This is a genomic window from Mesorhizobium hawassense, assembly GCF_003289945.1.
Taxonomy (GTDB): domain Bacteria; phylum Pseudomonadota; class Alphaproteobacteria; order Rhizobiales; family Rhizobiaceae; genus Mesorhizobium; species Mesorhizobium hawassense.
Genome location: NZ_QMBP01000005.1, coordinates 81,875 through 108,491, shown reverse-complemented (window position 1 = coordinate 108,491; position 26,617 = coordinate 81,875). Strand labels below are relative to the sequence as shown.

The following is a 26,617-nucleotide window of genomic DNA, read 5'->3' as shown; positions in this document are numbered from 1 at the left end:
GGAGCTGGGGGGCCAGCAGGGGCAATGCCACCTACCCAAGCGCGACCTTGTATTCCTCGAATGCAGAAGCATCTCGGGGAATGACGGAATAATTACCGGATGTGCACCAACACCCTGCGGCGGCGCCTCGCTGCCGGTCCGCTCGGCGGCGGCTGGACGCTCTCCAATCCCTTCAAGCACTCCCGCAAGACCCCGGCATCCTGTGACGTCTTGGCCATCGACATGGCGCCGGAATAGGCGGCGACGGCAAGCGCCGCGAAGCGATCCGGGTCAACCCCCCCCTCCCCGCCATTCGTCTGGTCAGCCCGCATCTTGTCCGCAATGGTCTGCCGCCAGCCGGCGAAGATTCCGGCCAGCGCCGACCGAAACTCGTCGTCGGCCAGCGACAGTTCATGCGCCAAATTGTTGAGCGGACAGCCGCGCACATAGCCCTGTTGCTCAAGCTCCGCCGCCACCGCCCCGAACACAGTGCGAACGCCCTCGCGGGCCGAGGCTGCCGCAAGCACCGGCTCGATCCAGGTCTTCTCGACCGCCGCCGCGACCCGCTCCCCGATCACTGCCAGCGCCAGCGCCTTCTTGGTCGGGAAATGATGGTGCAGCGCGCCGCCGGTGACGCCGGCCGCCGCCATCAGGTCGCCGAGGCTCGAAGCGTGATAGCCGCGCGCCTGGAAGGAGTCTTCGGCCACGTCGAGCACGCGCCGGCGCATGCCCTCCGGGTCGTTGGTGCGCTTTCTGCGCCGAGATGCCGGACGCTTTGCAAACTCTCCTGACATTCCTCAACGATAGCAGATTGACAAAACAGGACAACCGGTCTGTTTTACCAACAGGACGATTACCCTGTTTTGGAACCGATGATGGATCTTGTTCGAAACGAAACTTCCCCGCGCCTTGCCTCGCCGATTGTGGAGTTCCGCCAATACACGCTGAAGCCCGGACAGTGCGAAACGCTGATCGCACTGTTCGACCGGGAATTCGTCGAAACGCAGGAAGCGACCGGCATGACCGTCATCGGCCAATTCCGCGATCTCGACCGCCCCGACATGTTCGTATGGCTGCGCGGCTTCGAGGACATGGAGGCGCGGAGAAATGCGCTGACCGCCTTCTATGGCGGGCCGGTCTGGGCAGCGCATCGCGACGCCGCCAACGCGACGATGATCGATTCCGACGACGTGCTGCTCTTGAAGCCGGCATGGCAGGGTGCGGGGTTCGACTTGTCGGGGCGGCGAAGGTCAACCTCCGCCGAAGCCGGAAAACCAAATTCTGAAAACGCTTTAGGCGGTATTGTTGAGGTTTCGATTCATCATTTGCGGCCAGGCGAGGAAGCGGGCTTCACCGAGCGCTTTCGAACAGAAGCGGTTCCGCAGCTTGCAGCGAACGGCGCTCGCCTGCTGGGAGCATTCGTGACGGAGAGCTCCGAAAACACCTTCCCGCGCCTGCCGGTGCGGATAGGCGAGAACGTCTTCCTGTCCGCCACCGGCTTCGACAACGAGGCTCGCCACGCCTTCAGCCGGGCACCACTTGCCGCCTCGCCTGCCCTGCAGGCTTTCCAGCGATCCGCCGAACAGAGCCTGGCGCGGCCAACAGAAGTGCTGCGGCTCTCGCCGACCGCGCGTTCATTGCTCGGCACATCAGCGATTGCTTAATCGACAAGGCCTATGGTGCCGCCATCCAACTGGATGTCGCTCATGCCGCAATGGTTCACCGCAACGGTCTTCGGCCTTCTGGCCCTGGCGGGGGTCTGGGGCATATGCAGATCGCTGTCCTCAGGCGTGGCCTATGATGACATCTATCGTTTCGAGATCGACAGCAACCCGCTGGGCTTTGCCTTCACCATCGCCAGCCGAGTCCTGATCGTCGCCTTCGCGATAGCGATGGTCCTGCATGCGTTGGGCTTCATCGACGACCCGATGTCGATGCTGCGCTCCATGTTCGGCTGAGTTCAGCCTTCGCCGAAAGTCCGGCCGATGGTCTCGGCGAAGGCGGCGGGGGGATTGTCGATGGGCAATCCTGATCCTCCGCGCCCCCCCTCCGTCCTGCCGGGCATCTCCTCCATGAGGGGGGAGATTGACCCATCTCAAACGATTTGCGCTGTTCCCGCCCGCAATCTCCGCTTGATGCCTTTTGTGCAACGCGATAGGCCCTTGCCCAAATCGACAGACCGGAGATTTCCAGTGAGCGCTCAAAAGACCAGAACCGAAACCGATACGTTCGGTCCCATCGAGGTCGCGGCCGACCGTTATTGGGGCGCTCAGGCGCAGCGTTCGCTGGGCAATTTCAAGATCGGCTGGGAAAAGCAGCCGGCTTCGATCGTGCGCGCGCTCGGCATCGTCAAGCGCGCCGCGGCCGAAGTGAACATGGAAATGAAGCGGCTCGATCCAGCGATCGGCAAGGCGATCGTGGGCGCAGCGCAGGAAGTGATCGAGGGCAAGCTCGACGAGCATTTCCCGCTGGTTGTGTGGCAGACCGGCTCGGGCACGCAGTCCAACATGAACGCCAACGAGGTGATCTCCAACCGGGCGATCGAGATGCTCGGCGGCGTCATGGGCTCGAAGAAGCCGGTGCATCCGAACGACCACGTCAATATGAGCCAGTCGTCGAACGACACCTATCCGACGGCCATGCATATCGCCTGCGCCGAGCGGGTCGTGCATCACCTGGTCCCGGCCCTGCACCATCTGCACAAGGCGCTCGACGCCAAGGCGCGCGCCTTCAACCACATCATCAAGATCGGCCGCACGCACACGCAGGACGCCACGCCGCTGACGCTCGGCCAGGAATTCTCCGGCTATGCCGCGCAGGTCGCCTCGTCGATCAGGCGCATCGAGCAGACGCTGCCCGGCCTGCAGGAACTGGCGCAGGGCGGGACCGCCGTCGGCACCGGCCTCAACGCGCCGGTCGGCTTCGCCGAAAAGGTGGCGGACCGCATCGCGTCGATCACCGGCATCGCCTTCGTCACCGCCCCGAACAAGTTCGAGGCGCTGGCGGCCCACGATTCCATGGTGTTCTCGCATGGCGCGATCAACGCGGCGGCGGGGGCGCTGTTCAAGATCGCCAACGACATCCGACTGCTCGGCTCCGGCCCGCGTTCGGGCCTCGGCGAGCTGTCGCTGCCGGAAAACGAGCCGGGCTCCTCGATCATGCCGGGCAAGGTCAACCCGACCCAGTGCGAGGCGCTGACGCAGGTCTGCGTGCAGGTGTTCGGCAACAATGCCGCGCTCACCTTCGCCGGCAGCCAGGGCCATTTCGAGCTCAATGTCTACAATCCGCTGATGGCCTACAACTTCCTGCAATCGGTGCAGCTGCTGGCGGATGCTTCCGTGTCCTTCACCGACAATTGCGTGGTCGGCATCGCCGCGCGGGAAGACAACATACGTGAAGCATTGAACCGCTCGCTGATGCTGGTGACGGCGCTGGCTCCGACCATCGGCTATGACAACGCCGCCAAGATCGCCAAGACCGCGCACAAGAACGGCACGACCTTGCGCGAGGAAGCCTTGGCCACCGGACTGGTCAGCGAAGCCGATTACGACCGGCTGGTGCGCCCCGAGGACATGACGCATCCGGGGTAAGCCTTCGTCGTTTCGGCCGACCTCGCGGCGTCGTCATTCCAGGGCGAAGCAGGAGCGGAGCTCCGTCGCGAAGACCTGGAACTCACTCCGTGACCTCCGGCGTGGATCCCAGCGGAGCAGAACCTACACCGCGGCGGCTGCTTTGAAGTCCCGGCATGGATCCTCGGGTCTGCGCCGCGTCGCTTCGCACCTTGCTTCGCCCGTGGATGACGAGGCGAGAGGGATTTTGCGGTGGGAGAATTTGCTCCCGTTGCCGATTCTGACGACATGAATTTCGCGCCGGCTTCAGAACCATAGAACATAGGCTCTGTGAACAATGTGTCGCCACATAGGCGGCTTTTGGTGAACAGTCCGCATCGTCTATCTGACTGGGCATTCAACCCGTTTGGAGAACCGCCATGTCCATCAACTCTTCCGTCGCCGGTACCGGCGCCCAGTCCAACAGCTCCACCACGATCCTGCTCGGCCGCATCCTGCTCGCGGTCATCTTCCTGCTCTCCGGCTTCGGCAAGCTCACCGCCATTTCCGGCACCGCGGCCTATTTCGGCGGCCTCGGCCTGCCGCTGCCGACCGTCACGGCAATCGTCGTCGGCCTGATCGAGCTGCTGGGCGGCCTTGCCGTGCTCGTCGGCTTCCAGACCCGCATCGCCGCCTGGGTGCTCGCCATCTTTACGATCGCCACCGGGCTCGTCGCTCACACCGGCTGGGCCGACCAGATGCAGATGATCCAGTTCCTGAAGAACCTCGCCATCACCGGCGGCTTCATCCTCCTCGCCTCCTCCGGCGCCGGCGCCTTTTCGATCGACGCCAAGCGCGCCTGATTTCTTCTCCTCCCAGACTGCCTAAACTAAGCGGCGCGGAATTTTCCGCGCCGCTTTTTCGTTTTCCATTGCGGGCGTAGACTGCGTCGCAGACGGCAAGGGAGGTGGCCATGTTCCGCAACGCACTGCTTCTCATTTCGCGACTGCTGCTCACCGCGCTGTTCGTGCCCTCGGGCTTCCAGGCGCTCACCAATATCGCCGGCACGACCAGCTATTTCGCCGGCCTCGGCCTGCCCCTGCCGACCCTGGCCGCCTGGGGCACCGGCCTGTTCGAGTTGATCGCCGGATTGCTGATCCTGATCGGCTTCCAGACACGGATCGTGGCGCTGCTGCTTGCCGCCTTTTGCGTGGTCGCCGGTTTCATCGGCCATTATGGCCAAGGCGCCGACGACGCCACGCTCGCTTTCCTGCACCAGCAGATGCTGATGAAGGACATCGCCATTGCCGGCGGGTTCCTGGCGCTCGCCATGGCCGGCGCCGGCGCGTGGTCGGCCGACGGGCGCGATATAGGCGTTGGCGCCGACGTCACCTGACGAGTTTGCGCTTCAGGCACGCAGAAGATTTGCCACAATGATCTCGCGCCAGATACGGGTCGGCCTCACCCAGGCGCCCAAGGCAATTGTATTTGCCGGCATAGATCACCGCCGCGAATAGGGGCTCCGTCAGTCGAAGAAGACAAAGTTGGCGAGGCGGCTCACATTTATGGGCTGCGAGGCAAAGGCGCCATATCCCATCCGACCGACGCCGATATGAAGACAGAGCTGCTTTTTTCGCCCCGCCTCCTGCACCCACTCATACCCATACTCGGTGCCGCTTCTGACGTAATTGCGGAGGTTGGCGTCTATCGGGACATAGATGTAACCATCCGACTCGATAAGGCCCTTTCTTTTCAGATAGGGTAATAGATCGGTCCGCCCCAGAATGGACCGAAGCTCGCCGCCGATCATCTGGGCTCGTTCAGACAGGGTTTTGTCGATGCCCCATGAGCATGGCTCAATCGTTGAAAACAGCCTGTCCTTGGACATCGATTTCATCGATGCGATCACGTCTTCACTTGGTTTGAAGACGAAGTAATTTATCGTCTCTCCCTTTCGAGGGTTCGGCGGCCGGACACCATGGAAGTTGAACGGAAGTTTCCCGAAAGGACCTATCGGATAGGCCTGATCGAATTTGAACGTCCCCTTGGACACGACAGACAGCGTGAAAAGTGTTTGCGCCTCGGCTGACCCGATGCCGAGGAAACACCAAGCCGAAAGCGCCACCAGCAGCATCTGACTGAAGTTCATGGACGTCTCCATCCCCGGTCGGCGCTCTCTTCGATCCACCAGCCTTAGCTGTTGGCGATGCTCACTTCACCGAAACGCTCGGGCCGCCCTCGACCGCCAGCACCAGGCGGCGGTTGGTGATGCGGGCCAGCTGCGCCAGCCGGCCGGCCGGCCGCTCGCCATAGAGGTCGGAAAGCGAGGCCGGCAGCACCAGCGCCAGCGCGCCGTTGCCGCGGCTTTCCCATTTCAACCTTGGCATCACGCCCGGCATCGCCGCCGTCAGCAGGTAGACGACGCGCATCATCGCCGCGAGCGTGCGGGCGCGCTCGAGCAGGCGCGGCGGCGCCAGCGCCTTGATCTCGGGCGCGATGCCGTCGTTGAAGATGCCGTCATGACGGTAGGCGTTGGCCAGGGCCAGATAGGCGCGGCCGGGATGGTCGACGCCGATGAAGGAGGCATGCGCGATGATGTTCAGCGACTGCCGGCCGCGATATTCCGGATGCGCGCGCCAGCCGATATCGGCGAGCAGGCAGGCGGCATGGCGGTAGCGCGCCTCGTCTTCGGTCTCGTCGATGCCGAAGGCCTTGAACGCCTTGCCGGTCCACTCGACGAGATCGTGCGCGTGGTGCACCGAGCGCGAGCGTAAGAGAGCCAGTTCCTCGGCCGCCGAGATCAGCGGGTCGGACTTCTGCTCCTCCGCGTCGAGCAGCGAATAGAGAAAGCCTTCGCGCACGCCCTGCGCCGAAACGACGATCTTCGACGGCTGCATCGCCGCCATGATCTCCTGCAGCACGACGGCGCCGTAAGGCAGCAGCGAGCGGCGGTTCTTGGAGACGCCCTCGATGCCTCTCACCTTCTCTACCTCGCCCCTGGCCACCTGCTTGAGAAACGTCAGCGCGCTGTCGGCCGATATCTCGTAGTGATGCATGACGCCGAGCGGGTAGTTGGTCATCTCCATATGCAGCCTGGCGAGGTTTCGCCAGGTGCCGCCGACGGCGTAGAAGACCCTGCCCTGCCCGCCCTTGAGCAGCTTTGCCCGCGCCAGTTCTTGGCGCGCGATCTTCTGCGCCTGGACGAGCGAGTTCTTGGCCATGTCCTGCAGGCGCAGGCCGCCGAGCGGCAGCGTGATGCCGTCGCCGATCGATTCGCGGCTGATGTCGATCAGCTCGAGGCTGCCGCCGCCAAGGTCACCGGCGATGCCGTTGGCCGGATGGAAGCCGGAAATGACGCCGAGCGCCGAATAATAGGCTTCCTGGCGGCCGGTCAGCACGCGGATCTCGGTCTTCAGCACATCCTCGGCACGGTGGATGAAATCGGGGCCGTTGCCCGCCTCGCGCGCGGCGGCGGTCGCCAGCACATATATGTGCTCGGCGCCCGCCTGGTCCGAAAGCGCGCGAAAACGGCGGAATTCCTCCATCGAGCGCGTCACCGCTTCGGGGTCGAGCTTGCCGGTCGAAACGATGCCGCGACCGAGGCCGGCCAGCATCTTTTCGTTGAACAAAAGCGTCGGCGAGCGCGCCAGCCCCTCATAGACGACAAGGCGGATCGAGTTCGATCCGATGTCGATGATCGACAGCGGCCGCCGGTCCTGAAGCCGGCCCTGGGAAACTGAGATCACGCGGCGCCGTTCTTCTTGCGGCGCTTGAACTGGGCAATGCGCTTGGGTGCATGCGATTTCAGCGCGTCACCCCGTCCGGAGAGGCTCGGATTGGTCATGAAATATTCCTGCGCGTTGAACGGCTCTTCGCCCTCCTCCAGCATGACGCGCCGGGAGGTCCCGTCAGCCAACACGTCGAAACTTTGCTGGTTGTCCATGATATTGCCCAGCATGATCTGGCCAAGCACCTGTTCATGCACAGTTGGATTGGTGATCGGCACCAGGGTCTCGACACGGCGGTCGAGATTGCGGGGCATCATGTCGGCCGACGAGATGTAGACGACCGCCTCGTCCGACGGCAGGCCGTGGCCGTTGCCGAAGCAGAAGATGCGGCTGTGCTCCAGGAAACGGCCGACGATCGATTTCACCCGGATGTTCTCGGAAAGGCCCGGCACCTGCGGCCTGAGGCAGCAGATGCCGCGCACGACGAGGTCGATCTCGACGCCGGCACGACTGGCGTCGTAGAGCGCGTCGATGATGGTCGGATCGACCAGCGCGTTCATCTTCATCCAGATGCGCGCGGGCCGGCCTTCGTGGGCATGGGCGATCTCCTCGGCGATATGCTTCAGGATGCGATTGCGCAGCGTGAACGGCGACACCGCAAGGCGCATCTCCTCGGCCGGCTCAGCATAGCCGGTGATGAAGTTGAAGATCTGCGCGACATCGCGCGCGATCGTCGGGTCGGTGGTGAAGAAGGACAGGTCGGTGTAGATGCGGGCGGTGACCGGGTGGTAGTTGCCGGTGCCGAGATGCACGTAATTGCGCAGCTTGCCGTCCTCGCGGCGCACCACCAGCGACATCTTGGCGTGCGTCTTCAGCTCCAGGAAGCCGAACACGACCTGGACGCCGGCGCGTTCGAGGTCGCGCGCCCAGCGGATGTTGGCCTCCTCGTCGAAGCGCGCCTTGAGCTCGACCAATGCCGTCACCGATTTGCCGGCCTCGGCGGCGTCGATCAGCGCGCGCACGATCGGGCTGTCGTTGGAGGTGCGGTAGAGCGTCTGCTTGATCGCCACCACTTCGGAATCGGCGGCCGCCTGGCGCAGGAACTGCACCACCACGTCGAAGGATTCGTAAGGGTGGTGGACGACGATGTCCTTCTCGCGGATGGCGGCAAGGCAGTCGCCGCCATGCTCGCGGATGCGCTCGGGGAAGCGCGGATTGTAGGGCGTGAACTTCAAGTCGTCGCGCGGGATGGCGACGATCTCGGAGATCTGGTTGAGCGCCAGCGGGCCGGTCAAGACGCTGATGCGGCTCGACGAGACGCCGAGCTCGCCGGCGACGAAATCGCGCAGTTGAGCCGGCATCAGCGTGTCGAATTCGATGCGGATCACCGAACCGCGGCGACGGCGCTTCAGCGCCGTCTCGAACAGCCGCACCAGGTCTTCGGACTCTTCCTCGACCTCGATATCGCTGTCGCGGATGATGCGGAACGTGCCGGAGCCCTTGACCTCATATCCGGGGAAAAGCTTGCCGATATAGATGCCAACCGCCTCCTCCAGCGGGATGAAGCGGATATGATGCTTGCGGTCGGGCAAGCGAATGAAACGCTTGAGGGCCACCGGCAGACGCAAGAGCGCGCTCATCTCCTCGCCGTTCTTACGATGGCGCAATTGCAGCGCGATCGAGAAGCCCAGATTGGGGATGAACGGGAACGGATGCGCCGGGTCGATCGACAGCGGCGTCAACACCGGAAAAACCTGCTCCTGGAAATGATCTTCCAGCCAGGCCTTCTCATCCTTGGTGAGCGCATCGCGGGTGATGCTTTCGATGCCCTCCTTGTTGAGCAGGACCATCAGCGCCGACAGGCTCTTTTGCTGGTCCTCCTGCAGGCGCTCGACCTCGCGCAGCAATTGCTCGAGCTGCTGCTCGGGCGTGCGTCCGTCCGGGCTCTTCAGAGCGATGCCCTCGCGCACCTGGCCGGCGAGGCCGGCGACGCGGACCATGAAGAACTCGTCGAGGTTGGCGGCCGAGATCGACAGGAAGCGGACGCGTTCGAGCAACGGGTGACGCTCGTTCAGCGATTCCTCCAGCACGCGGCGGTTGAACTGCAGCCAGGAGAACTCGCGGTTGACGAAACGGTCGGGATTGCCGCCATCGGGGCTCGCAGCCTCGACGGTGATGAACTCGCTCTGCACCGGCTTCAGTTCGTTCATGGTTTCCCGCTCTGCCCGCAACTTTCCAGGAGCGCCGCATATTGCCGTCCGGCGACGCTCTAACATTTGTTTGTGACGCATGATCGGTCACGGAATCGCTCCGTGCCCAGCCGCATGCGCTTAACCGGCTCAACTTATCCTCTGCCAGCCTTTTGCGACAGTTTGATTTCATCGATCTTGCAAACTGGCCTGTTATGCTCCAGATGCAGGCTGGTCACACCCACTGGCCGAACCCAATTGGAGACGACGATGGCAGGCGGTAGCATCCCCCATTTCCAGAACGACGCGGGCCATCCGGTCATCGAGATCGGCGTCAGGGAGTTCATGTGCACCGGCGCCAATCCGCCTTTCGACCACCCGCATGTGTTCCTCGACATGGGCGACGACAATGAAAAGGTCTGCCCCTACTGCTCGACGCTCTACCGCTATTCGCCGTCGCTGAAGGCGACGGAAACGCAGCCCGCGGGCTGCCTCTATGTCGACCAGGCCGCCTGACCTCCTTCCCCGCTCATGACTGAGACACGGTCCCGGCAAGTCGTCATCGCCGGGGCTGGCATCGCCGGGCTGACGGCGGCGCTAGCCTTTGCCGAGCGCGGCTTCCCGGTGACATTGTTCGAGCAGGCAAAACAGCTCGAAGCGGCCGGCGCCGGCCTACAGCTTTCCCCCAACGCGACCCGAATCCTGCGCCGGCTCGGCGTGCTCGACTGCCTGCTGCCCAACGCGATCCGGCCGGAAGCGGTGGTGCTGAAAGACGCAAGAAGCCTGCGCGAGCTGGCGCGCGTGCCGCTTGGAGCGGCTGGCGAAAGCCGCTGGGGCGCCCCCTATCTCGCCGCGCATCGCGCCGATCTCCAGGCGGCGCTGATGGCAGCAGTGGCCGAACGCCCAGACATCGAGCTTGTCACCGGTGCGCGGGTGACCGGCATGGCGATCAACCCGCAAGGCGTGACCGCGACGGTCGAGACCGACGGCAAGGCCACCGAGGTCGCGGGCGGCATGCTGGTCGGCGCGGACGGCGTGTGGTCCTCGGTTCGCGCGAGACTTGCCCGGACGGCCGGCTTCGCGGCAAGCCGCTTCTCCGGCGAGCTCGCCTGGCGCGCGACGATTGCGGCACAGAGCACCGCCGGCCAGGCCTTTGCGCAAATCGGGGCCAACAACTGCGTAACCACCTTCCTGCATCCCGGCTTCCACATGGTCGCCTATCCGGTGAGCAAGGGCAGCGCCTTCAACCTTGCCGCCTTCACCAAGGGTGAGCGCATCGCCGAAGGCTGGTCCGGCCACGCCGACCCCGCCATCCTCTCAAGCGCCATGCGCGGCACGGCGGCATCGCTGTCGAGGCTGGTGGCGCTCGCCGGCCCATGGACGGCCTTCCCCATCCATACGGTCGAGCAGCGGCGCTGGACGATGCCGGAGGGCATCGCGCTGATCGGCGACGCGGCGCATGCCATGACGCCGTTCGCGGCGCAGGGCGCGGCGATGGGGATCGAGGATGCTTCGATGCTCGCCAATCTGGTCGCCGATTTTCCGGGCGACCTGAAGCAGAGCCTGACCGTGTGGGAGAATCTTCGACGGCCGCGCGTCGAAAGAGTGCTGAAGCGCGGCGCGCTCAATCGCCTCGCCTGGCACGCCCGCGGGCCGGTGGCGGTTGCCCGCAACCTGGTGCTGACGGCCCGGCCGGCGGAGAAGCTCGCGGCCGATCTGGACTGGCTGTACGGGTGGGAGGAGCGGAAGGTGGTGCGGCGGTAGCGGATGCCTAGCGGGCGAAAAGTTGGATAGGCTGGCGGGACAGCGCCCCCCTCTGTCCTGCCGGACATCTCCCCCCACTTGGGGGGAGATTGGCAGCCTTGGCGCTGGCGCTCGTCCTGCAATGTCGGAGATTGGCGAAATCCGGCGCGACATCTGATCTCCCCCCTCGTGGGGGAGATGTCCGGCAGGACAGAGGGGGGCGCGAAGGAACGAGGCGTTAGCAAACTGCCTCAAGCGCTTAGTTATACAGCCCCATCGACCACCAAAGCGATACCGGCAACGGGTTCCACCATCCCGTACGCAGGCCGGCCACGCGCAAACCTCCCGCCGTCCACGTATTGCAACCAACCAGCGCGTTGAAATGGCCGTTGGCTTGGTAGAAACGGTCATAGGTTGAATAGCCTGCATCCTCGATGACCACGGGCCTGTTCTGCCCCTGCTGGAAGCTCGCCGCGATATAATCGAGCAGCGCCGAAAAATGCGCCGCGTCGATGTCGAAGCCGGCGACATCGGGATGCGGCTCCTTGATCGCTCCCGCGATATCGACATGCATCACCGAAGCGTCGACGGTCAGCGCCTTCACCACCGGCATGGCCTTCACTTGCGACCAGGTCGGCGTTTGCAGATAGAAGGCTCGGCCGCCCCAGCCGAAGACGATGTAGCGCGCATCCGTGGCCTCTATCGGCAGGCCGGCATCGGCGAGGAAGGCGAAGCGCCGGCGCACGCCGTCATCGAGAGGAACGGCGATATCGGTGTGGATCGGGTTCTTCAGCACCAGGATGTGCCGCGTGCCCTCGCCTCCCGCGGCGGCGGGCCAGAGCGGACGCGGCACCAGCGTGCCGAGCCCGGCGGCGAGCGCCATCGCGGCAACCAGCATCGCCAGGAAACGCAGGAATTTTCTCATCGGGCGCGGCGGTTCCGTCGCATTTGACGGAGCGATCCTTACCCGATCGTCCGAACGCAAAAAAGCCCGACCGAGGCGGCCGGGCTTCTCGAAATCGATATGGCGCGTCCGTTCAGTGCAGGATCTGGCTGAGGAACAGCTTGGTGCGCTCATGGCGCGGATGATCGAAGAACTCGGCCGGCGTGTTCTGCTCGACGATCTGGCCCTGATCCATGAAGATCACGCGGTTGGCGACCTTGCGCGCAAAGCCCATCTCGTGGGTGACGCACAGCATCGTCATGCCTTCCTCGGCCAGGCCCACCATCGTCTCCAGCACTTCCTTGATCATTTCGGGATCGAGCGCCGAGGTCGGCTCGTCGAACAGCATGATGCGCGGGTTCATGCACAGCGAGCGCGCGATCGCCACGCGCTGCTGCTGGCCGCCTGAGAGCTGGCCAGGGTACTTGTTGGCCTGCTCCGGGATCTTCACGCGCTTGAGGAAATGCATGGCGATCTCTTCCGCCTGCTTCTTCGGCATCTTGCGCACCCAGATCGGCGCCAGCGTGCAGTTCTCCAGGATGGTGAGGTGCGGGAACAGGTTGAAGTGCTGGAACACCATGCCGACCTCGCGGCGCACCTCGTCGATCTTCTTCAGATCGTTGGTGAGCTCCTTGCCGTCGACGATGATCTTGCCCTTCTGGTGTTCCTCCAGCCGGTTGATGCAGCGGATCATGGTCGACTTGCCGGAGCCGGACGGACCGCAAATGACGATGCGCTCGCCGCGCATGACCTTGAGGTTGATGTCCTTCAGCACATGGAACTCGCCATACCATTTGTGCATGCCGACGATGTCGATGGCGACATCGGTGGTCGAGACATGCATCTTGCCGGTATTGACCTTGAGGTCTTCCGCGCTGACGGCGTTTTCGGTGGACATGGCCAATTCCCCTTTTTTATCGTTTGTAGCCGGTGTCGAGCCGGCGTTCCGTGTACATTGAATAGCGCGACATGCCGAAGCAGAACAGCCAGAATACGAAGGCGGCAAAGATCAGGCCGGACTTCGCGGTCTGCGGCGTCGCCCAGTTGGCGTCGGCGAAATTCTGCTTGACCACGCCCAGCAGGTCGAACATCGAGATGATCAGCACCAGGCTGGTGTCCTTGAACATGCCGATGAAGGTGTTGACGATGCCCGGGATCACCAGCTTCAGCGCCTGCGGCAGCACGATCAGGCTCATCTTCTGCCAGTAGCCGAGACCGAGCGAATCGGCGCCCTCATACTGGCCCTTCGGGATCGCCTGCAGGCCGCCGCGGATCACTTCGGCCATATAGGCGGCGGCAAACAGCGAGACACCGATCAGTGCCCGAAGATATTTGTCGAAACTGACGCCCTCAGGCAGGAACAGCGGCAGCATGACGCTGGCGAAGAACAGCACGACGATCAGCGGAATGCCACGCACCGTCTCGATGAAGACGACGCTTAGTATTTTGACGATCGGCATCTTCGAACGCCTGCCCAGAGCCAGGATGACGCCGAGCGGCAAGGATGCCGCAATGCCTACGAAAGACAGACTGAGCGTGACCAGCAGGCCGCCCCAGCGCGGGGTCTCGACATGCGGCAGACCGAACACGCCGCCGACCAGCAGGAAGAAGGCGACGACCGGCAGCGCCGCAAAGAGCAGAATGGCGTTCAGCCCCTTGCGCGGCACGCGTGGGATGAGCATCGGCACAAGCAGCGCCACGAACAGGATGGCAACCAGAATCGGCCGCCAGCGCTCCTCGATCGGATAAGTGCCGAACATGAACTGGCCGAACTTGGCGTTGACGAAGGCCCAGCAGGCGCCGGTCCAGCCGTCGGGCTGGATGCCGCCCTGCGAGGCGGTGGTGCATACCGTGCGGTCCGGTCCGGTCCACACGGCGTTGATGAAGGCCCAGTTGATCACCTGCGGCACAATCCACAGGACGATGGCGACGCCCAACACGGTGAGGACCGTGTCGCCGACCGAACCGATCAGGTTCTTGCGCACCCAGGCATAGGCGCCGCGTTCCCTCGCCGGCGCCGGCTGCGCCAGCGCCATCTCGGTGCGCACCCAGGACATATCGTGTTCCTGCATGGCCCTACCTCTCCACCAGCGCCATTCTGGCGTTGACGATGTTCATGACGAAGGACGTCACGAGGCTCAGCACCAGATAGGCGATCATCATGATGAACACGCCCTCCACCGCCTGTCCGGTCTGGTTCAGCACCGTGCCGGCGGTGGCTGTCAGATCGGGATAGCCAATGGCGATGGCCAGCGAGGAGTTCTTGGTCAGGTTCAGATACTGACTGGTCAGCGGCGGGATGACGATACGCATCGCCTGCGGAATGACCACCAGCCGCAGGATCGGGCCGGAACGCAGGCCAAGCGCTGCCGCCGCCTCGCTCTGGCCCCTGCTGACGCCCCTGATGCCGGCGCGCACGATCTCGGCGATGAAAGCCGCCGTGTAGAAGGAAAGCGCCAGCAGAAGCGACAGGAACTCCGGCTTGATCCAGAAGCCGCCGGTCAGGTTGAAGGTCGACTGTTTCGGGAAATCGAAGGTGAGCGGCATGCCGCTCAGCAGGAAGGCGAGCACCGGCAATCCGACGATGAGAGCCACCGACGTCCAGAACACCGGGAATTGCTGTCCGGTTGCCCGCTGCCGCTGCCGCGCCCTGTGGGCGACGAACCAGGCCATGGCAATGCCCAGCAGCAATGCGACGCCGATCAGCCATGAGCCATCCCCCCAGACGGCGCGCGGCAAATAGAAACCGCGCTGGTTGAGGAAGGATCCGAAGGGCAGATGGATGCTCTCGCGCGGCGCCGGCAGCACGGCGAGCACGCCCGAATACCAGAAGAAGATGACCAGCAGCGGCGGGATGTTGCGGAAGATCTCGACATAGACCGTGCAGATCTTGCGGATCAGCCAGTTCTGCGAGAGGCGGCCGATGCCGATGGTGAAGCCCACGACGGTGGCAAGCACGATGCCGGCGACGGCAACGATGATCGTGTTGAGCAAACCGACGACCAGCGCGCGGAAATAGGTCGAGTCGGACGTGTAGGCGATCGGCGTGTCGGAGATGTCGAAGCCGGCCCTGCTCCTGAGGAAGCCGAAGCCTGACGCGATGTGCAGGCGCTGGAGGTTTTCGATGACGTTGTGGACGATCCACCAGATCGAGCTGAACAGTAGGATCACGACCAGCGTCTGAAAGAACAGGCTGCGTATTCTCGGGTCATTGATGAAGGAGCCGCGGCTCGGCTCCTCGCGAAGGATTTCCTGCGAAGCCATGGACCGTCCCCTGGAAAGAGAAACCGGGAGGCACCTGCCTCCCGGATCACGTTTCGATCAGCGGATCGGCGGGCCGTATTGCAGGCCGCCCTTGGTCCACAGCGCGTTGATGCCGCGGGCGATCTTGAGCGGGCTGCCCGAGCCGACATTGCGCTCGAACATTTCGCCGTAGTTGCCGACGGCCTTGACGATGTTGACGACAAAATCGTTGGAGAGGCCGAGATCGGCGCCGTACTTGCCATCGGGCTCGGTGCCCAAGAGACGCTGGATGTTCGGGTCGGTCGAGGTCTTCATCTCATCGACATTCGCCTGCGTGACGCCAGCTTCCTCGGCGTTCAGCAGCGCGAAATAGGTCCAGCGCGCGATATGCGCCCACTGGTCGTCGCCCTGGCGCACGGCCGGGCCGAGCGGCTCCTTGGAGATGATCTCGGGCAGCACGACATGGTCGGCCGGAGCGGAGAGCGTCAGGCGGATGCCGTAGAGGCCGGACTGGTCGGTGGTGTAGGCGTCGCAGCGGCCGGCGTCATAGGCGGCGTTGACCTCTTCCAGCTTCTCGAACACGACGGGGTTGTACTCCATCTTGTTCTTCTTGAAGTAGTCGGCGAGGTTCAGCTCGGTCGTGGTGCCGCTCTGCACGCAGACGGCGGCGCCCGAAAGCTGCAGAGCCGAGTTCACGCCCGGCAGCTTCTTGGCGTTGATCATGAAGCCCTGGCCGTCATAGTAGGTGACGCCGACGAAATCGAGGCCGAGCGCGCTGTCGCGATTGCTGGTCCAGGTGGTGTTGCGCGACAGGATGTCGATCTCGCCCGACTGCAGCGCGGTGAAACGCTCCTTGGCGCTGAGCGGCGTGAACTTGACCTTGGTGCCGTCACCGAACACGGCGGCCGCGACGGCGCGGCAGAAATCCGCGTCGATGCCCTTCCAGTCACCCTTGTCGTCCGGTGCCGAGAAGCCGGCGAGACCGGTCGAGACGCCGCACTGGATGAAGCCCTTCTGCTTCACGGTATCGAGCGTCCCGGCCGAAGCGGCGGACGCCATGAACCCGAGCGCGGCGGCGCCAAGGATGCCGATTGCAATGTGTTTCATGACCCACAGACCCTTTTCTGTTACAGGCGCCCCTGCTGCCAGGCGACGCTTGATCTTTTTTCGTTTGTGAATGCAGCTCCCACTTAAGGTCCGCTCCCGGACCCGCATCGGTTGCCGATGCGCTGCCTCCCATTCACGAAACGCATCGAAGGCGATTATTCCCGTGAGGTCAAGGGAAATGACCGAATTGCGACACGTTTGAAAAGCAATTGCCGCAAATGCCTGAATTGCGGACAAGAGCACCATGAAACCGGCAGACGCTGCGAACAAATCAGTCAAGTCGCGTCGTCGCGAATCCCTCGTCGGAGGCCGAAATCCGCTTCGACAATAGCGGTGCTTTATTGGGCGCGTGCGCCGCTGGATTGGCCTAGCGGAAGACCGGCTTTGGCGGACCCGGCGCGGTTGCGCGGGCCTTGCCGCCGCTTTATGGCTGGTCCCCTCACATCATTCGACCCCTTACATCAATTGGCTGGCGACGAACCATGGCTAAAGACGGCATCGAAATGGGCATCAACACGCGGCTTGCCCATTCCGGCAACAACCCGCGCGACTATTTCGGCTTCGTCAACCCGCCGGTCGTGCATGCCTCGACGGTGCTTTATCCGGACGCCGCCTCGATGGCCAGCCGCAGCCAGAAATACACTTACGGCACGCGCGGCACGCCGACGATGGACGCGCTGACGCTCGCCGTCGACGCGCTGGAAGGCTCGGCCGGCACCATCGCGGTGCCCTCGGGGCTGGCGGCGGTGACCGTGCCGCTGCTGACCTTCCTTGGCGCCGGCGATCACCTGCTGATCGTCGACAGCGTCTACCACCCGACGCGCCACTTCGCCGACACGATACTGAAGCGGCTCGGCGTCGAGGTCGAATATTACGAGCCGCGCATCGGCGCCGGCATTTCTTCGCTGCTCAAGCCCAACACCAAGGTGGTGTTCACCGAATCGCCGGGATCGAACACCTATGAGGTGCAGGACATCCCGGCGATCGCCAAGGCGGCGCATGACGCGGGCGCCATCGTGATGATGGACAACACCTGGGCGACGCCGCTCTATTTCAAGCCGCTGGACCACGGCGTCGACATCTCGATCCATGCGGCGACGAAATATCCGGCCGGCCATTCGGACGTGCTGCTTGGCACGGTGTCGGCCAACGAGACCTATTGGAAGCAGCTCTACGAGGGCTTCTGCACGCTCGGCTGCTGTTCGGGACCGGACGACATCTACCAGGTGCTGCGCGGCCTGCGCACCATGGGGGTAAGGCTCGAGCATCACCGCAAGAGCGCGCTCGATATCGCGCGCTGGCTGGAGACGCAGCCGGGCGTCGCGCAGGTGCTGCATCCGGCGCTGGAAAGCCATCCCGACCATGCGCTCTGGAACCGCGACTTCTGCGGCTCGAGCGGCATCTTCTCGATCGTGCTCGCCGGCGGCGGGCAGAAGGCGCAGCACGCCTTCCTCGACGCGCTGAAAATCTTCGGCCTCGGCTATTCCTGGGGCGGCTATGAGAGCCTCGCCGTTCCGGTCTTCCTCGGCGACCGCACCCTTGCCAAAGGCTCCTATGCCGGGCCGCTGGTCCGCCTGCAGATCGGGCTGGAGGATGTAGAGGATCTCAAGGCCGACATTCTGCGCGGGCTGGCCGCGGCGGCCGCCGCCGGCTGACAGGCCGACCGGCAGGCGCCAGCGGCCGCGGACAAGCCACTGCTGAAGCGATAGCATGGCCGCGCAAAACCAGTTCGGGAACCTTTTGCCGGCAGGCGCATCCAATCGCGGATGCAACGGCTGCCGGGAGATCGAAGCGAGATGAGAAGGCCTGCTATTGAAGCCGCCGGAATCGGCGCGGTCGAGGCCGGCGACATGGCGCTGGTGCGCCGGGCGCTGGCGCGCGATCCGGATGCGTGCCGCGCCATCATCAAGACGCACAACCAGCGGCTCTACCGCATAGCGCGCGGCGTGGTGCGCAACGATGTCGAGGCCGAGGACATCGTACAGGAGGCCTATATGCGCGCCTTCGCCAGTCTCGACGCCTTCCGCGGCGAGGCGTCGCTTTGCACCTGGCTGTCGCGCATCGTGATCAACGAGGCGCTCGGCCGGTTGCGCAAGCGCAAGCGCTTCGTGGCGATGCCCGAAAACCCGGAGGCGCAGATCATCCGGTTTCCCTTGAACCCAACCCACCTCAATCCAGGCGACGATCCGGAGCGGACGATGGCGCAGCGGCAGATCCTCGGTCTCGTCGAACGGGCGACCGACAGCCTTCCCGATGTCTACCGCGGCGTTTTCGTCGCCCGCGTCATCGAGGGGCTGAGCATCGAGGAGACCGCCGACCTTCTGGGCGTGCGGCCCGAGACCGTGAAGACGCGGCTGCACCGGGCGCGCGCCTTGGTGCGCAAGGCGCTGGATGACGAGATCGGTCCGGTGCTGCTCGACGCCTTCCCCTTCGCCGGCCGGCGCTGCGAGCGGCTGACCCAGGCGGTGATGAAGCGTCTGGGTTTCGAGGGCTGATTTTCCCGGGAACGTTTCGCGCCTCTCCGCATCCAATGGCCGTTAACCCCAGACAAAGCCCGAGGCCACGCGCCGGGCGAAGGAGATGCCATGTTCAAGCGACCGACCGCCGCCCTCGCCGCCCTTTTCCTGATGAGCACCGCGCCGCTGGCCCTAGCCGCCGAGAAGCCCACCGACCCGCAAATCGCCCATATCGCCTATACGGCAGGCTCGATCGACATCGAAGCTGCCAAGCTGGCGATCAAGAAGTCCAAGAACAAGGAGGTCGTCGATTTCGCCAAGGACATGGAGCGCGACCATGCGGCGGTCAACAAGCAGGCGCTCGACCTGGTGAAGAAGCTGAAGGTCACGCCCGAGGACAATGACACCAGCAAGGCGCTGGCCAAGGCCGCCGAGGAAGAGCGCGCCAAGCTGGCGAAGCTCAAGGGTGCCGACTTCGACAAGGCCTATATCGAGAACGAAGTGGCCTATCACAAGCAGGTCGACGGAGCGCTCGAAACGCTGCTCATCCCCTCGGCCAGCAATGCCGAGCTGAAAAGCCTGCTGGAGACCGGCCTCAAGATCTTCCAGGGGCATGAACAGCATGCCGAACATGTCGCCGGCATGCTGAAATGAGACCGCTGCTTCTAGCGCTGGCATTGGCGCTCGGCGCATCGCCGGCCTTCGCGGCGACCATCGAGGTGACGATCGACAAGCTGGTGTTCTCGCCCGCCAACGTTCAGGCCAAGGTCGGTGACACGATCGAGTGGACGAACAATGACATCCTCGCCCACACCGCCACGGTCAAAGGCGGCTGGGACGTGATGATCCCGGCAAAGTCGAAGGGCAAGGTCACGCTGAAAGCGGCGGGAGCGGTCGACTATTTCTGCCGCTTCCATCCCAACATGAAGGGCCGTATCGAGGTGACCCCTTAATCCGACCTGCCTGTCGAGTGAGGTGCGCCGCGCCTCGCTCGACTTAATGATGATCATGATCCTTGTGGCGGTGCCGGTGCGCGGCCTGTTTTGCCCGGTTGCCGCAGGCGGCCATGCTGTATGGCCGGCAGCGCAATAATATTCTCTTCGGCCTCAAAAATACGGATTGGCTTGGCTTCCAAATCCGTGTTTTCAGCGGCATTGCGTGCAGCGCAATTCCACCCTTTCGAACCAGGACCTGCCATGGCGTTTCGCCTCTTCGTTCCGATCCTTGCAGGCGCCACGCTGCGCGAGCGGATGATCGCCTGCCTCGGCGCCGTGGTCGCCATCGCGCTGACCGGCGTGGTCAGCGGGCTGGCGATGGGCAAGGGCGAATATGTGGCGATGCTGGTGGCACCGGTTGGCGCGTCCGCGGTGCTGCTCTTTGCCGTGCCATCGAGCCCGCTGGCACAGCCCTGGTCGATCATCGGCGGCAACACGATTTCGGCGCTTGTCGGCGTCACGGTCGCGCGTTTCGTGCATGATCCGGTCATCGCATCCGGCCTTGCCGTTGCGCTGGCGATCGCCGCGATGTCATTCACGCGCTCGCTGCATCCGCCCGGCGGCGCCGCCGCGCTGACGGGCGTAATCGGCGGCCCGGCCGTGGCGGCCGCTGGCTTCCTGTTCCCTTTCGTGCCTGTGGCACTGAACTCGATCCTCCTGGTGGCGCTCGGCTTCCTGTTCCACAAGCTGTCGCGGCGCAACTATCCGCATGCGCATCAACCCGCCGCCAGCGGCCACGGCACCGCCGACCGGCCGCCTGCCGAGCGCGTCGGCTTCCGGCCCGAGGATGTCGACGCGGCGCTCTCCGCGCTCGACGAGACCTTCGACATCGACCGCGACGACCTGGAGCGCCTGCTGCGCCAGGTCGAGCTGCAGGCGATGGTGCGTTCGCATCGCACGCTGCTGTGCCGGGACATCATGTCCCGCGATGTGATCTCGGTGCCGGAAACCGCTTCGGCCGACGAGGCGCGCCAGCAACTGATCGACCACAACATCCGCACCTTGCCGGTGGTCGACGCGGACGGCCGGCTCATCGGCGCGGTCGGCCTGCGCGAGCTGACGAGGGCGACCGACACGGTCAAAGCAGTGATGTCGAAGGCCGGTACCGCCTCACCCGACACGCCGGCGATGGGCCTGCTGCCAGTGCTGACCGACGGGCGCAGCCATGCCGTGGTGATCGTCGATGGCGAGCGGCACATTCTCGGCTTGATCACCCAGACCGATCTGCTCGCGGCGGCGGCGCGCGTGCGGCCAACAGACGGAACGAACTTGAAATCGGCTGCCTGACGCTGCGCCCCGGGAGGCGCGAGCCATCCAGCTGGGCCTCGCGTCCTCCATCGCCTCGCCTACAGCAGTGTCGTCAGGAGTTGGTTCCGACCCGGTGCCGAGCCTGGAGCACCCGCTTCCGTTGGCCTGTGCGTCCGTGAGCCGTCATAGGCCGGCTGGCGCCGCTCGATCCAGGCGTCGAGCCCCTCGCGCAAATCGGCCGTAGGCGCCACGCGCGCGAACTGATCGGCCTCGACCAGCAGGCCTTCTGCAATGCTCTGGTTGATGCCGCGCGTCACCGCGGCGAGGATGCTCGCCACCGCCGCCTGGGAATGGCCGATGATACGCCGGGCAAGGTCGAGCGCGGCCTGCATCAGCCGGGCGTGCGGCACGACCTGGTTGACGAGGCCGAGCTCCAGCGCCCGCGCGGGCGAGAACGCATCGCCGGTGAGCAGCAGCTCAAGCGCGCGCTTGCGCCCCGCCAACCTCGGCAGGCGCTGCGTGCCGCCGAAGGTCGGCGGCATTGCGAGTTTTATCTCGGGCTTTGCAAATAAGGCGCGGTCGCTGGCGATTGCCAGCGGCACTGCTTCGGTGATCTCGCAGCCGCCACCGAAGGCAAGGCCGTTGACGGCGGCGATGACCGGCTTGCGGAACGCTTCCAGCCGCGCCGTCAGGCGCTGGCCGCGCATGACGAAATCGCGCAGGGCGGCATCGGTGCCTTCGGTCACGCTCGATGAGAATTCGCGGATATCGGCGCCGGCGGAGAAGGCGCGCTCGCCTGCCCCGGTCAGGATGACGGCGCGCACGCCATCGTCCGTCTCGATCTGGTCGAGGAGCGCAAGCAGCCGGTCGATCAGCGCGTAATTCAGCGCGTTCAGCTTGTCGGGGCGGTTGAGGGTGAGGATGGCGACGCGGTCGCGCGTCTCGCTCAGCACAAGGTCGGTCATGACTTATCCTTTCCAGCGATTGCGCGGGACAAGGAGCAGGCTTTCGATTGCTTGTATATTCACTAGTCGGTATACTTACAGGATGAACGAAAAGCCCAATCCCACGCGAAAATGCCTCGTCGACGCGGCGACCAAGCTGTTCTATGCCGAAGGCATCGGCCGCGTCAGCGTCGATGCGGTGGCCGAGAAAGCCGGGCTCACCAAGCGCACGCTCTACTATCATTTCAAGAGCAAGGACGACCTGATCGCGGCCTATCTCGACGGCCGCGACCAGCCCAATCTCGAGCAGATGGCCGGCTGGTTCGACGCGGCGGAGGGCGGCGCGGATAAAAAGGTGGAAGCAATTTTCACCAACCTGGCGCGGGTGGCGCGCCACCCCAAATGGAAGGGCTGCGGTTTCCTGCGCACGGCGGCCGAGCTCGCTGCAACGCCGGGGCATCCGGCGGTGAAGGCTGGAGCGCGCCACAAGACCAATTTCGAAAAATGGCTGGCCAGCGCACTTTCAAGCCACCATGTCGGCGCGGCGAAGATGCTGGCGCGCGAGATCGTGCTTCTGATGGACGGCGCTTTTTCCAGCATGCTGATCCATCCCAATCCCGACTACGTCAACGCCGCCGGCCATGCCGCCGCGACGCTGATACGGGCGAGGATGGCAGGCAAACACCAAGCTTAGAGCGTGATGCTCCCGTCGGGTCAATTGAGTGGTCCGAGGGGCAGCCGTCTTCAGGACCAGGCCAGCAAGGCGGTGCCGGCGAGAAGCGTCACCAGCGTCAGCGGCAGACCGACCTTGAAGAAGGCGGAGAAGGAAAGCTCCTTGCCGGCCGCCTTCGCCTGCTCGGCGACGATCAGGTTGGCGACCGAGCCGAGCAGCGTGAAATTGCCGGCAAGGGTCGAGCTCATCGCCACGACCAGCCAGGCGCGCTCCGGATTTTCCAAGCCGGGAATGAAGGGGCGAAGCGCCAGTACCGCCGGGACATTGCTCATGATGTTGGAAAGCACCGCGGTGAAGCCGGAGAGCCGCCAGACATCGTCGAGGCCAATGTTCTTGGCCCAGGCGATCATGTCGGGCGTGAGCAGCGTGCGCTCGGCGCCCGCCACCACCACGAACAGGCCGGCGAACATGAAAAGCAGCGGCCCGTCGATCTCGCGGTAGATGCGCCGTGGCTTGATTGCCCGGGTGACCAGCAGGAAGGCGCCGGCAATCAGCGCCGCCTTGGCGACGGGAACGCCGGCGAAGAAGGCGAGCGCAAGGAGCACGCAGACGATGGTCGCCTTCAGCACCTGGCCCGGCAGCATGCGGCCGCGATAAACTTCCGGGCTGAGCTCGGCGGGGCGGGAGAATTCGGCGCGGTAGACGACGCGCACGATGACGATGACGCAGAGCAGGCCGAACAGCGCCACCGGCGCGAGCGCCAGCGTGAAGGCCGGATAGGAAATGCCGGACAGCGCGCCGATCACCATGTTCTGCGGGTTGCCGGTGATGGTGGCGACGCTGCCGCAGTTCGAGGCCGTGCAGGTGGCGATGAGGTAAGGCACCGGGTTGCGATTGATGACGCGCGTGACGTGGACGACGATCGGCGCCATCACCAGGCAGATCGCGTCGTTGACCAGGAAGGCCGAAAGCACGCCGGTCAACAGCGTCACCATGACCAGAAGCATGAAGGGCGCATGGGCATGCTCGATGGCGAAGCCGCCGAGCGCCCTAAACGCGCCAGACACCTTCAGATGCGCGACCACGATCATCATGCCGAGCAGCAGCGTGATGGTGTCTAAATTGATTGCCTTGTAGGCATCCTCGATGCTGATCGCGCCGATGGCGATCATGGCGGCGCCGCCCAGAAGCGCGATGCCGGCACGGTCGAGGCGCAGGCCCGGAATACGGCCGACGGCGACGCCGGCATAGGTGAGCACCAGGGTGAAAAGCGCGCCCGCGCCGGTCCATGTCATTGCAAAAAGCTTCCCGTTGCCTGCCCTGCCGGCAGAATCCGCCGGCGCATCCGGCGGCATCACATTTAGCAAGGGCAGCGCAAAGGGAAAGCGCGCAACCGCCGGAAAGCCTTATGTCGCTTTCGCGGCTTTCACATTCATAAACCCTAATGTAAAGAATAGTGAATTAACATTTGTGACCGATAATCCAGGGGGTTGGGGACTAAACGGATGAGTACGGTCGTTGAAGCGGAACATCGCGTCCCATCACGGGAGGAATTGATGCGTCCGCAGGAATGCTCCCGCTGTCACGGTGCGAAAAAGGTTTTCGTTTGCGCGCGCTGGCTGAGCTCGAACGGCCATTGCTGCCCTGGCGGCACGCACCGGCTCAACTGCCCGGGACACAGCATCGTCTGCCTCGAATGCAGCGAGCGCGGCAGCTAGCAATTTTACGGGAACAGGCAGCTGCCGGCCGCAAAACGACGCCGCGGCGCAGTCCGGTATTCTGACATTGATCAAGGCCGCCATCATTAACGTTGGACGTAGCCAAATAGGTCCAGCGTGCTGCAATCATTGCGTTGTGGACCACGCTCTTGCCTTGCGCTTTGCCGCCGCCTACCACTTGCCGAGACTCACGGTTTCCTCAGGCCCGACAAAGCAATGATTGCCCGACTGCGACGCGCCCTGCGATGGCAAGCGCTCCCGCTCCTTGCCGGCTTTGCCATCGTCTCGCTGATCATCGGCGGACGCGCCATCCTGGCCGAAACGCAGATCGCCGACCGCGACGCCAGCCTCGAAGCAATCGAAGCCCAGCAAACGCTCGCGAGCCTGCTTTCGCTCGCCCAGGACGCCGAGACCGGCCAGCGCGGCTATCTGCTGACGGGCGAGAAGAACTATCTCTTGCCTTATCAACATGCGGTCGAGGCGCTGCCGGCGCTGCTCAAGCGTGCCGATGAGATGTTTCCGGCCGGCAGCGATCGGGCGCAGCAGGTCGTCGGCATCAAGGACGCGCTTGCCCGCAAGCAGGCGGAGCTCGCCGAGACGATCAGGCTCTACGACACGGGCAACACGGCGAAGGCGTTGGATATCGTGCGCGGCGGCAGGGGCAAGCTGGACATGGACCAGATCCGCGCCAATATCGACGCGATACGGCGCATCGACGGCGCAAGCCTCGCCGCCCGCGGCGAGCGTATGGAACAGATCGAAGGGTGGCTGCGCGCCGGCTCGTTCGCGGCGCTGCTGGGCATCTTGCTGCTCGGCATCTTCACAATCCGCCAATCCAGCCGCCGTTTCAGGGAGGTGGCCGCCGCGCAAGAGGCGTTGAGCGCCAAGAACGCGGCACTGCTCAACGAGATCGAGACGCGTGAACAGGCGGAATCGCAACTTCGCCAGGTGCAGAAGATGGAGGCGGTGGGCCAGCTCACAGGCGGCATCGCGCATGACTTCAACAACATGCTGGCGGTCATCACCAGCGCCATGAACCTCGCGCAGCGCAAGCTCTCCCGCGGCGAGCACGACGTGCAGAGTTTCGTCGAGGCCGCTGCCGATGCCGCGGCGCGCGCCGCCAATCTCACGGCGAGGCTGCTTGCCTTTTCCAGGCAGCAGCCGCTGGCGCCGCAGATCGTCGACGCCAACCGCCTGGTCACCGGCATGTCGGATCTTCTGCGCCGCACGCTCGGTCACGCGGTCGAGATTGAAACGGTGCTGGCGGGCGGCCTCTGGAAAACGCATGCCGACCCCAGCCAGGTCGAGAACGCCATCATCAACCTGGCGGTCAACGCGCGCGACGCCATGAACGAAAAGGGCAGGCTCACCATCGAGACGGCCAATTGCCATCTCGACGAGGCCTATGCGGCGGCGCATCCGGAAGTGAAGGCCGGCCAGTATGTCATGGTGGCGGTGACGGATACCGGCGCTGGCATGTCGTCGGACATCATGGGCAAGGCTTTCGAGCCGTTCTTCACCACCAAGCCGGCGGCCAAAGGAACGGGACTTGGCCTCAGCCAGGTGTTCGGCTTCGTCAAGCAGTCCGGCGGACACGTCAAAATCTATTCGGAACCCGGCGAAGGCACGACGATCAAAATCTATCTTCCCCGCTTCACCGGTTCGGAAGAAGCGGCGACGCCTGCAAGGGCTAGCGGCAGAAGCGATGTCCCGGCTACCGAAACCGTCTTGCTCGTCGAGGATGACGCCCGCGTGCGTGCTTCGACGGCCGGCACGCTGCTCGAGCTCGGCTATACCGTCATCGAGGCCGCCGGCGGCGACGAGGCATTGCGCAAGCTCGGCGAGAACGCGGCCATCGCGCTGATGCTGACGGATATCGTCATGCCCGGCATGAACGGCCGCCAGTTGGCCGAACAGGCCCGCAAAAACTTCCGTTCGGTGAAAGTGGTTTTCATGACCGGCTTCACGCGCAACGCGGTCGTGCACAATGGCGTGCTCGACCACGATGTGCACTTCATCGCCAAGCCGTTCACGCTGGAACAATTGGCGGCGAAGCTCAGGGACGCGCTGGCTGACTGAGCCCGCTCAATTGGTCGGTCTGCG

General features: G+C 64.3%; 26 protein-coding genes. 14 read left to right on the top strand and 12 right to left on the bottom strand.

Going from position 1 to position 26,617, the window contains the following annotated elements; all coding sequences use genetic code 11:
• Positions 1-92: 92 nt before the first annotated feature.
• The gene (locus DPM33_RS13065) at positions 93-707 is read right to left on the bottom strand and encodes a TetR/AcrR family transcriptional regulator (RefSeq protein WP_167449062.1); all 615 of its coding nucleotides are present in this window, start codon (positions 705-707) and stop codon (positions 93-95) included.
• A 144-nt stretch (positions 708-851) separates the two neighbouring features.
• Between DPM33_RS13065 and DPM33_RS13060 the strand changes: the two genes are divergently transcribed.
• From DPM33_RS13060 to DPM33_RS13040, 5 genes are all read left to right on the top strand, one after another.
• Positions 852-1,643 (top strand): NIPSNAP family protein, encoded by a 792-nt coding sequence (locus DPM33_RS13060; RefSeq protein ID WP_342634338.1) that lies wholly within the window; start codon positions 852-854, stop codon positions 1,641-1,643.
• A gap of 12 nt (positions 1,644-1,655) precedes the next feature.
• Positions 1,656-1,937 carry a hypothetical protein gene (locus DPM33_RS13055; RefSeq protein ID WP_112097849.1) on the top strand — a complete coding sequence of 94 codons (282 nt, stop codon included), beginning with the start codon at positions 1,656-1,658 and terminating at the stop codon, positions 1,935-1,937.
• A gap of 234 nt (positions 1,938-2,171) precedes the next feature.
• The gene (gene fumC, locus DPM33_RS13050) at positions 2,172-3,569 is read left to right on the top strand and encodes a class II fumarate hydratase (RefSeq protein ID WP_112097848.1); all 1,398 of its coding nucleotides are present in this window, start codon (positions 2,172-2,174) and stop codon (positions 3,567-3,569) included.
• Between the two features lie 398 nt (positions 3,570-3,967).
• The gene (locus DPM33_RS13045) at positions 3,968-4,390 is read left to right on the top strand and encodes a DoxX family protein (protein ID WP_112097847.1); all 423 of its coding nucleotides are present in this window, start codon (positions 3,968-3,970) and stop codon (positions 4,388-4,390) included.
• A 110-nt stretch (positions 4,391-4,500) separates the two neighbouring features.
• Positions 4,501-4,923: a DoxX family protein gene (locus DPM33_RS13040; RefSeq protein WP_112097846.1), complete on the top strand. Its 423-nt coding sequence runs from the start codon at positions 4,501-4,503 to the stop codon at positions 4,921-4,923.
• A gap of 129 nt (positions 4,924-5,052) precedes the next feature.
• Here the strand turns inward: DPM33_RS13040 and DPM33_RS13035 are convergent, their stop codons facing one another.
• The 3 genes from DPM33_RS13035 to DPM33_RS13025 all read right to left on the bottom strand — a co-directional run bounded on the left by DPM33_RS13035 (position 5,053) and on the right by DPM33_RS13025 (position 9,465).
• Positions 5,053-5,676, bottom strand: coding sequence for a hypothetical protein (locus tag DPM33_RS13035; RefSeq protein ID WP_146770242.1), 624 nt, complete (start codon positions 5,674-5,676; stop codon positions 5,053-5,055).
• Positions 5,677-5,737: 61 nt separating this feature from the next.
• Positions 5,738-7,273: an exopolyphosphatase gene (gene ppx, locus DPM33_RS13030; RefSeq protein ID WP_112097844.1), complete on the bottom strand. Its 1,536-nt coding sequence runs from the start codon at positions 7,271-7,273 to the stop codon at positions 5,738-5,740.
• Positions 7,270-9,465 carry an RNA degradosome polyphosphate kinase gene (locus DPM33_RS13025; RefSeq protein WP_112097843.1) on the bottom strand — a complete coding sequence of 732 codons (2,196 nt, stop codon included), beginning with the start codon at positions 9,463-9,465 and terminating at the stop codon, positions 7,270-7,272. Before DPM33_RS13025 ends, ppx begins: the two co-directional genes overlap by 4 nt.
• Positions 9,466-9,714: 249 nt before the next feature.
• On the opposite strand from DPM33_RS13025, the gene DPM33_RS13020 reads away from it, so the two are divergent.
• On the top strand, positions 9,715-9,960 hold the full coding sequence (locus DPM33_RS13020) for a zinc-finger domain-containing protein (protein WP_112097842.1): 246 nt from the start codon (positions 9,715-9,717) through the stop codon (positions 9,958-9,960).
• 15 nt (positions 9,961-9,975) lie between these two features.
• A complete protein-coding gene (locus tag DPM33_RS13015) occupies positions 9,976-11,208 on the top strand; it encodes an FAD-dependent monooxygenase (RefSeq protein ID WP_112097841.1) in 1,233 nt (410 codons plus the stop codon).
• A 238-nt stretch (positions 11,209-11,446) separates the two neighbouring features.
• Here the strand turns inward: DPM33_RS13015 and DPM33_RS13005 are convergent, their stop codons facing one another.
• The 5 genes from DPM33_RS13005 to DPM33_RS12985 form a co-directional block, all read right to left on the bottom strand.
• Positions 11,447-12,112 (bottom strand): TIGR02117 family protein, encoded by a 666-nt coding sequence (locus DPM33_RS13005; RefSeq protein WP_112097840.1) that lies wholly within the window; start codon positions 12,110-12,112, stop codon positions 11,447-11,449.
• A 112-nt stretch (positions 12,113-12,224) separates the two neighbouring features.
• Positions 12,225-13,028 (bottom strand): amino acid ABC transporter ATP-binding protein, encoded by an 804-nt coding sequence (locus DPM33_RS13000; protein WP_112097839.1) that lies wholly within the window; start codon positions 13,026-13,028, stop codon positions 12,225-12,227.
• A 16-nt stretch (positions 13,029-13,044) separates the two neighbouring features.
• Complete coding sequence (locus DPM33_RS12995; protein ID WP_112097838.1) at positions 13,045-14,202, bottom strand: amino acid ABC transporter permease; 1,158 nt, start codon at positions 14,200-14,202, stop codon at positions 13,045-13,047.
• A 4-nt stretch (positions 14,203-14,206) separates the two neighbouring features.
• A complete protein-coding gene (locus DPM33_RS12990; RefSeq protein WP_112097837.1) occupies positions 14,207-15,394 on the bottom strand; it encodes an amino acid ABC transporter permease in 1,188 nt (395 codons plus the stop codon).
• A 57-nt stretch (positions 15,395-15,451) separates the two neighbouring features.
• On the bottom strand, positions 15,452-16,480 hold the full coding sequence (locus tag DPM33_RS12985) for an amino acid ABC transporter substrate-binding protein (RefSeq protein ID WP_112097836.1): 1,029 nt from the start codon (positions 16,478-16,480) through the stop codon (positions 15,452-15,454).
• Positions 16,481-16,962: 482 nt separating this feature from the next.
• On the opposite strand from DPM33_RS12985, the gene DPM33_RS12980 reads away from it, so the two are divergent.
• The 4 genes from DPM33_RS12980 to DPM33_RS12965 all read left to right on the top strand — a co-directional run bounded on the left by DPM33_RS12980 (position 16,963) and on the right by DPM33_RS12965 (position 19,889).
• Complete coding sequence (locus DPM33_RS12980) at positions 16,963-18,135, top strand: cystathionine beta-lyase (protein WP_112097835.1); 1,173 nt, start codon at positions 16,963-16,965, stop codon at positions 18,133-18,135.
• Between the two features lie 141 nt (positions 18,136-18,276).
• Positions 18,277-18,975, top strand: a complete 699-nt coding sequence (locus DPM33_RS12975; protein ID WP_112097834.1) for an RNA polymerase sigma factor — start codon at positions 18,277-18,279, stop codon at positions 18,973-18,975.
• A 90-nt stretch (positions 18,976-19,065) separates the two neighbouring features.
• Entirely contained in the window at positions 19,066-19,590 is a 525-nt protein-coding gene (locus DPM33_RS12970; RefSeq protein ID WP_112097833.1) for a DUF4142 domain-containing protein, read from the top strand.
• The gene (locus tag DPM33_RS12965) at positions 19,587-19,889 is read left to right on the top strand and encodes a cupredoxin domain-containing protein (RefSeq protein ID WP_112097832.1); all 303 of its coding nucleotides are present in this window, start codon (positions 19,587-19,589) and stop codon (positions 19,887-19,889) included. Before DPM33_RS12970 ends, DPM33_RS12965 begins: the two co-directional genes overlap by 4 nt.
• A gap of 53 nt (positions 19,890-19,942) precedes the next feature.
• On the opposite strand, the gene DPM33_RS35820 is transcribed toward DPM33_RS12965, so the two are convergent.
• Positions 19,943-20,134 carry a hypothetical protein gene (locus DPM33_RS35820; protein WP_146770241.1) on the bottom strand — a complete coding sequence of 64 codons (192 nt, stop codon included), beginning with the start codon at positions 20,132-20,134 and terminating at the stop codon, positions 19,943-19,945.
• On the opposite strand from DPM33_RS35820, the gene DPM33_RS12960 reads away from it, so the two are divergent.
• Positions 20,133-21,218, top strand: a complete 1,086-nt coding sequence (locus DPM33_RS12960; protein WP_112097831.1) for an HPP family protein — start codon at positions 20,133-20,135, stop codon at positions 21,216-21,218. The two genes, DPM33_RS35820 and DPM33_RS12960, sit on opposite strands and share 2 nt — an antisense overlap.
• Before the next feature lie 59 nt (positions 21,219-21,277).
• Here the strand turns inward: DPM33_RS12960 and DPM33_RS12955 are convergent, their stop codons facing one another.
• Complete coding sequence (locus DPM33_RS12955; RefSeq protein ID WP_112097830.1) at positions 21,278-22,144, bottom strand: crotonase/enoyl-CoA hydratase family protein; 867 nt, start codon at positions 22,142-22,144, stop codon at positions 21,278-21,280.
• A gap of 82 nt (positions 22,145-22,226) precedes the next feature.
• On the opposite strand from DPM33_RS12955, the gene DPM33_RS12950 reads away from it, so the two are divergent.
• Positions 22,227-22,817, top strand: a complete 591-nt coding sequence (locus tag DPM33_RS12950; protein WP_167449049.1) for a TetR/AcrR family transcriptional regulator — start codon at positions 22,227-22,229, stop codon at positions 22,815-22,817.
• Positions 22,818-22,867: 50 nt separating this feature from the next.
• Here the strand turns inward: DPM33_RS12950 and DPM33_RS12945 are convergent, their stop codons facing one another.
• Positions 22,868-24,091: an anion transporter gene (locus DPM33_RS12945; RefSeq protein WP_112098044.1), complete on the bottom strand. Its 1,224-nt coding sequence runs from the start codon at positions 24,089-24,091 to the stop codon at positions 22,868-22,870.
• A gap of 639 nt (positions 24,092-24,730) precedes the next feature.
• On the opposite strand from DPM33_RS12945, the gene DPM33_RS12940 reads away from it, so the two are divergent.
• Positions 24,731-26,593 (top strand): CHASE3 domain-containing protein, encoded by a 1,863-nt coding sequence (locus DPM33_RS12940; protein WP_245442117.1) that lies wholly within the window; start codon positions 24,731-24,733, stop codon positions 26,591-26,593.
• The last annotated feature ends 24 nt before the right edge of the window (positions 26,594-26,617 follow it).

Excerpts from the sequence above, each read along its gene's own strand:
- DPM33_RS13065 (WP_167449062.1), bottom strand. The coding sequence starts at position 707 with ATGCGCCGGCGCGTGCTCGACGTGGCCGAAGACTCCTTCCAGGCGCGC.
- DPM33_RS13060 (WP_342634338.1), top strand. The coding sequence starts at position 852 with ATGATGGATCTTGTTCGAAACGAAACTTCCCCGCGCCTTGCCTCGCCG.
- DPM33_RS13055 (WP_112097849.1), top strand. The coding sequence starts at position 1,656 with ATGGTGCCGCCATCCAACTGGATGTCGCTCATGCCGCAATGGTTCACC.
- DPM33_RS13045 (WP_112097847.1), top strand. The coding sequence starts at position 3,968 with ATGTCCATCAACTCTTCCGTCGCCGGTACCGGCGCCCAGTCCAACAGC.
- DPM33_RS13040 (WP_112097846.1), top strand. The coding sequence starts at position 4,501 with ATGTTCCGCAACGCACTGCTTCTCATTTCGCGACTGCTGCTCACCGCG.
- DPM33_RS13035 (WP_146770242.1), bottom strand. The coding sequence starts at position 5,676 with ATGAACTTCAGTCAGATGCTGCTGGTGGCGCTTTCGGCTTGGTGTTTC.
- DPM33_RS13025 (WP_112097843.1), bottom strand. The coding sequence starts at position 9,465 with ATGAACGAACTGAAGCCGGTGCAGAGCGAGTTCATCACCGTCGAGGCT.
- DPM33_RS13020 (WP_112097842.1), top strand. The coding sequence starts at position 9,715 with ATGGCAGGCGGTAGCATCCCCCATTTCCAGAACGACGCGGGCCATCCG.
- DPM33_RS13015 (WP_112097841.1), top strand. The coding sequence starts at position 9,976 with ATGACTGAGACACGGTCCCGGCAAGTCGTCATCGCCGGGGCTGGCATC.
- DPM33_RS13005 (WP_112097840.1), bottom strand. The coding sequence starts at position 12,112 with ATGAGAAAATTCCTGCGTTTCCTGGCGATGCTGGTTGCCGCGATGGCG.
- DPM33_RS13000 (WP_112097839.1), bottom strand. The coding sequence starts at position 13,028 with ATGTCCACCGAAAACGCCGTCAGCGCGGAAGACCTCAAGGTCAATACC.
- DPM33_RS12995 (WP_112097838.1), bottom strand. The coding sequence starts at position 14,202 with ATGCAGGAACACGATATGTCCTGGGTGCGCACCGAGATGGCGCTGGCG.
- DPM33_RS12990 (WP_112097837.1), bottom strand. The coding sequence starts at position 15,394 with ATGGCTTCGCAGGAAATCCTTCGCGAGGAGCCGAGCCGCGGCTCCTTC.
- DPM33_RS12985 (WP_112097836.1), bottom strand. The coding sequence starts at position 16,480 with ATGAAACACATTGCAATCGGCATCCTTGGCGCCGCCGCGCTCGGGTTC.
- DPM33_RS12980 (WP_112097835.1), top strand. The coding sequence starts at position 16,963 with ATGGCTAAAGACGGCATCGAAATGGGCATCAACACGCGGCTTGCCCAT.
- DPM33_RS12975 (WP_112097834.1), top strand. The coding sequence starts at position 18,277 with ATGAGAAGGCCTGCTATTGAAGCCGCCGGAATCGGCGCGGTCGAGGCC.
- DPM33_RS12970 (WP_112097833.1), top strand. The coding sequence starts at position 19,066 with ATGTTCAAGCGACCGACCGCCGCCCTCGCCGCCCTTTTCCTGATGAGC.
- DPM33_RS12965 (WP_112097832.1), top strand. The coding sequence starts at position 19,587 with ATGAGACCGCTGCTTCTAGCGCTGGCATTGGCGCTCGGCGCATCGCCG.
- DPM33_RS12960 (WP_112097831.1), top strand. The coding sequence starts at position 20,133 with ATGGCGTTTCGCCTCTTCGTTCCGATCCTTGCAGGCGCCACGCTGCGC.
- DPM33_RS35820 (WP_146770241.1), bottom strand. The coding sequence starts at position 20,134 with ATGGCAGGTCCTGGTTCGAAAGGGTGGAATTGCGCTGCACGCAATGCC.
- DPM33_RS12955 (WP_112097830.1), bottom strand. The coding sequence starts at position 22,144 with ATGACCGACCTTGTGCTGAGCGAGACGCGCGACCGCGTCGCCATCCTC.
- DPM33_RS12950 (WP_167449049.1), top strand. The coding sequence starts at position 22,227 with ATGAACGAAAAGCCCAATCCCACGCGAAAATGCCTCGTCGACGCGGCG.
- DPM33_RS12945 (WP_112098044.1), bottom strand. The coding sequence starts at position 24,091 with ATGACATGGACCGGCGCGGGCGCGCTTTTCACCCTGGTGCTCACCTAT.
- DPM33_RS12940 (WP_245442117.1), top strand. The coding sequence starts at position 24,731 with ATGATTGCCCGACTGCGACGCGCCCTGCGATGGCAAGCGCTCCCGCTC.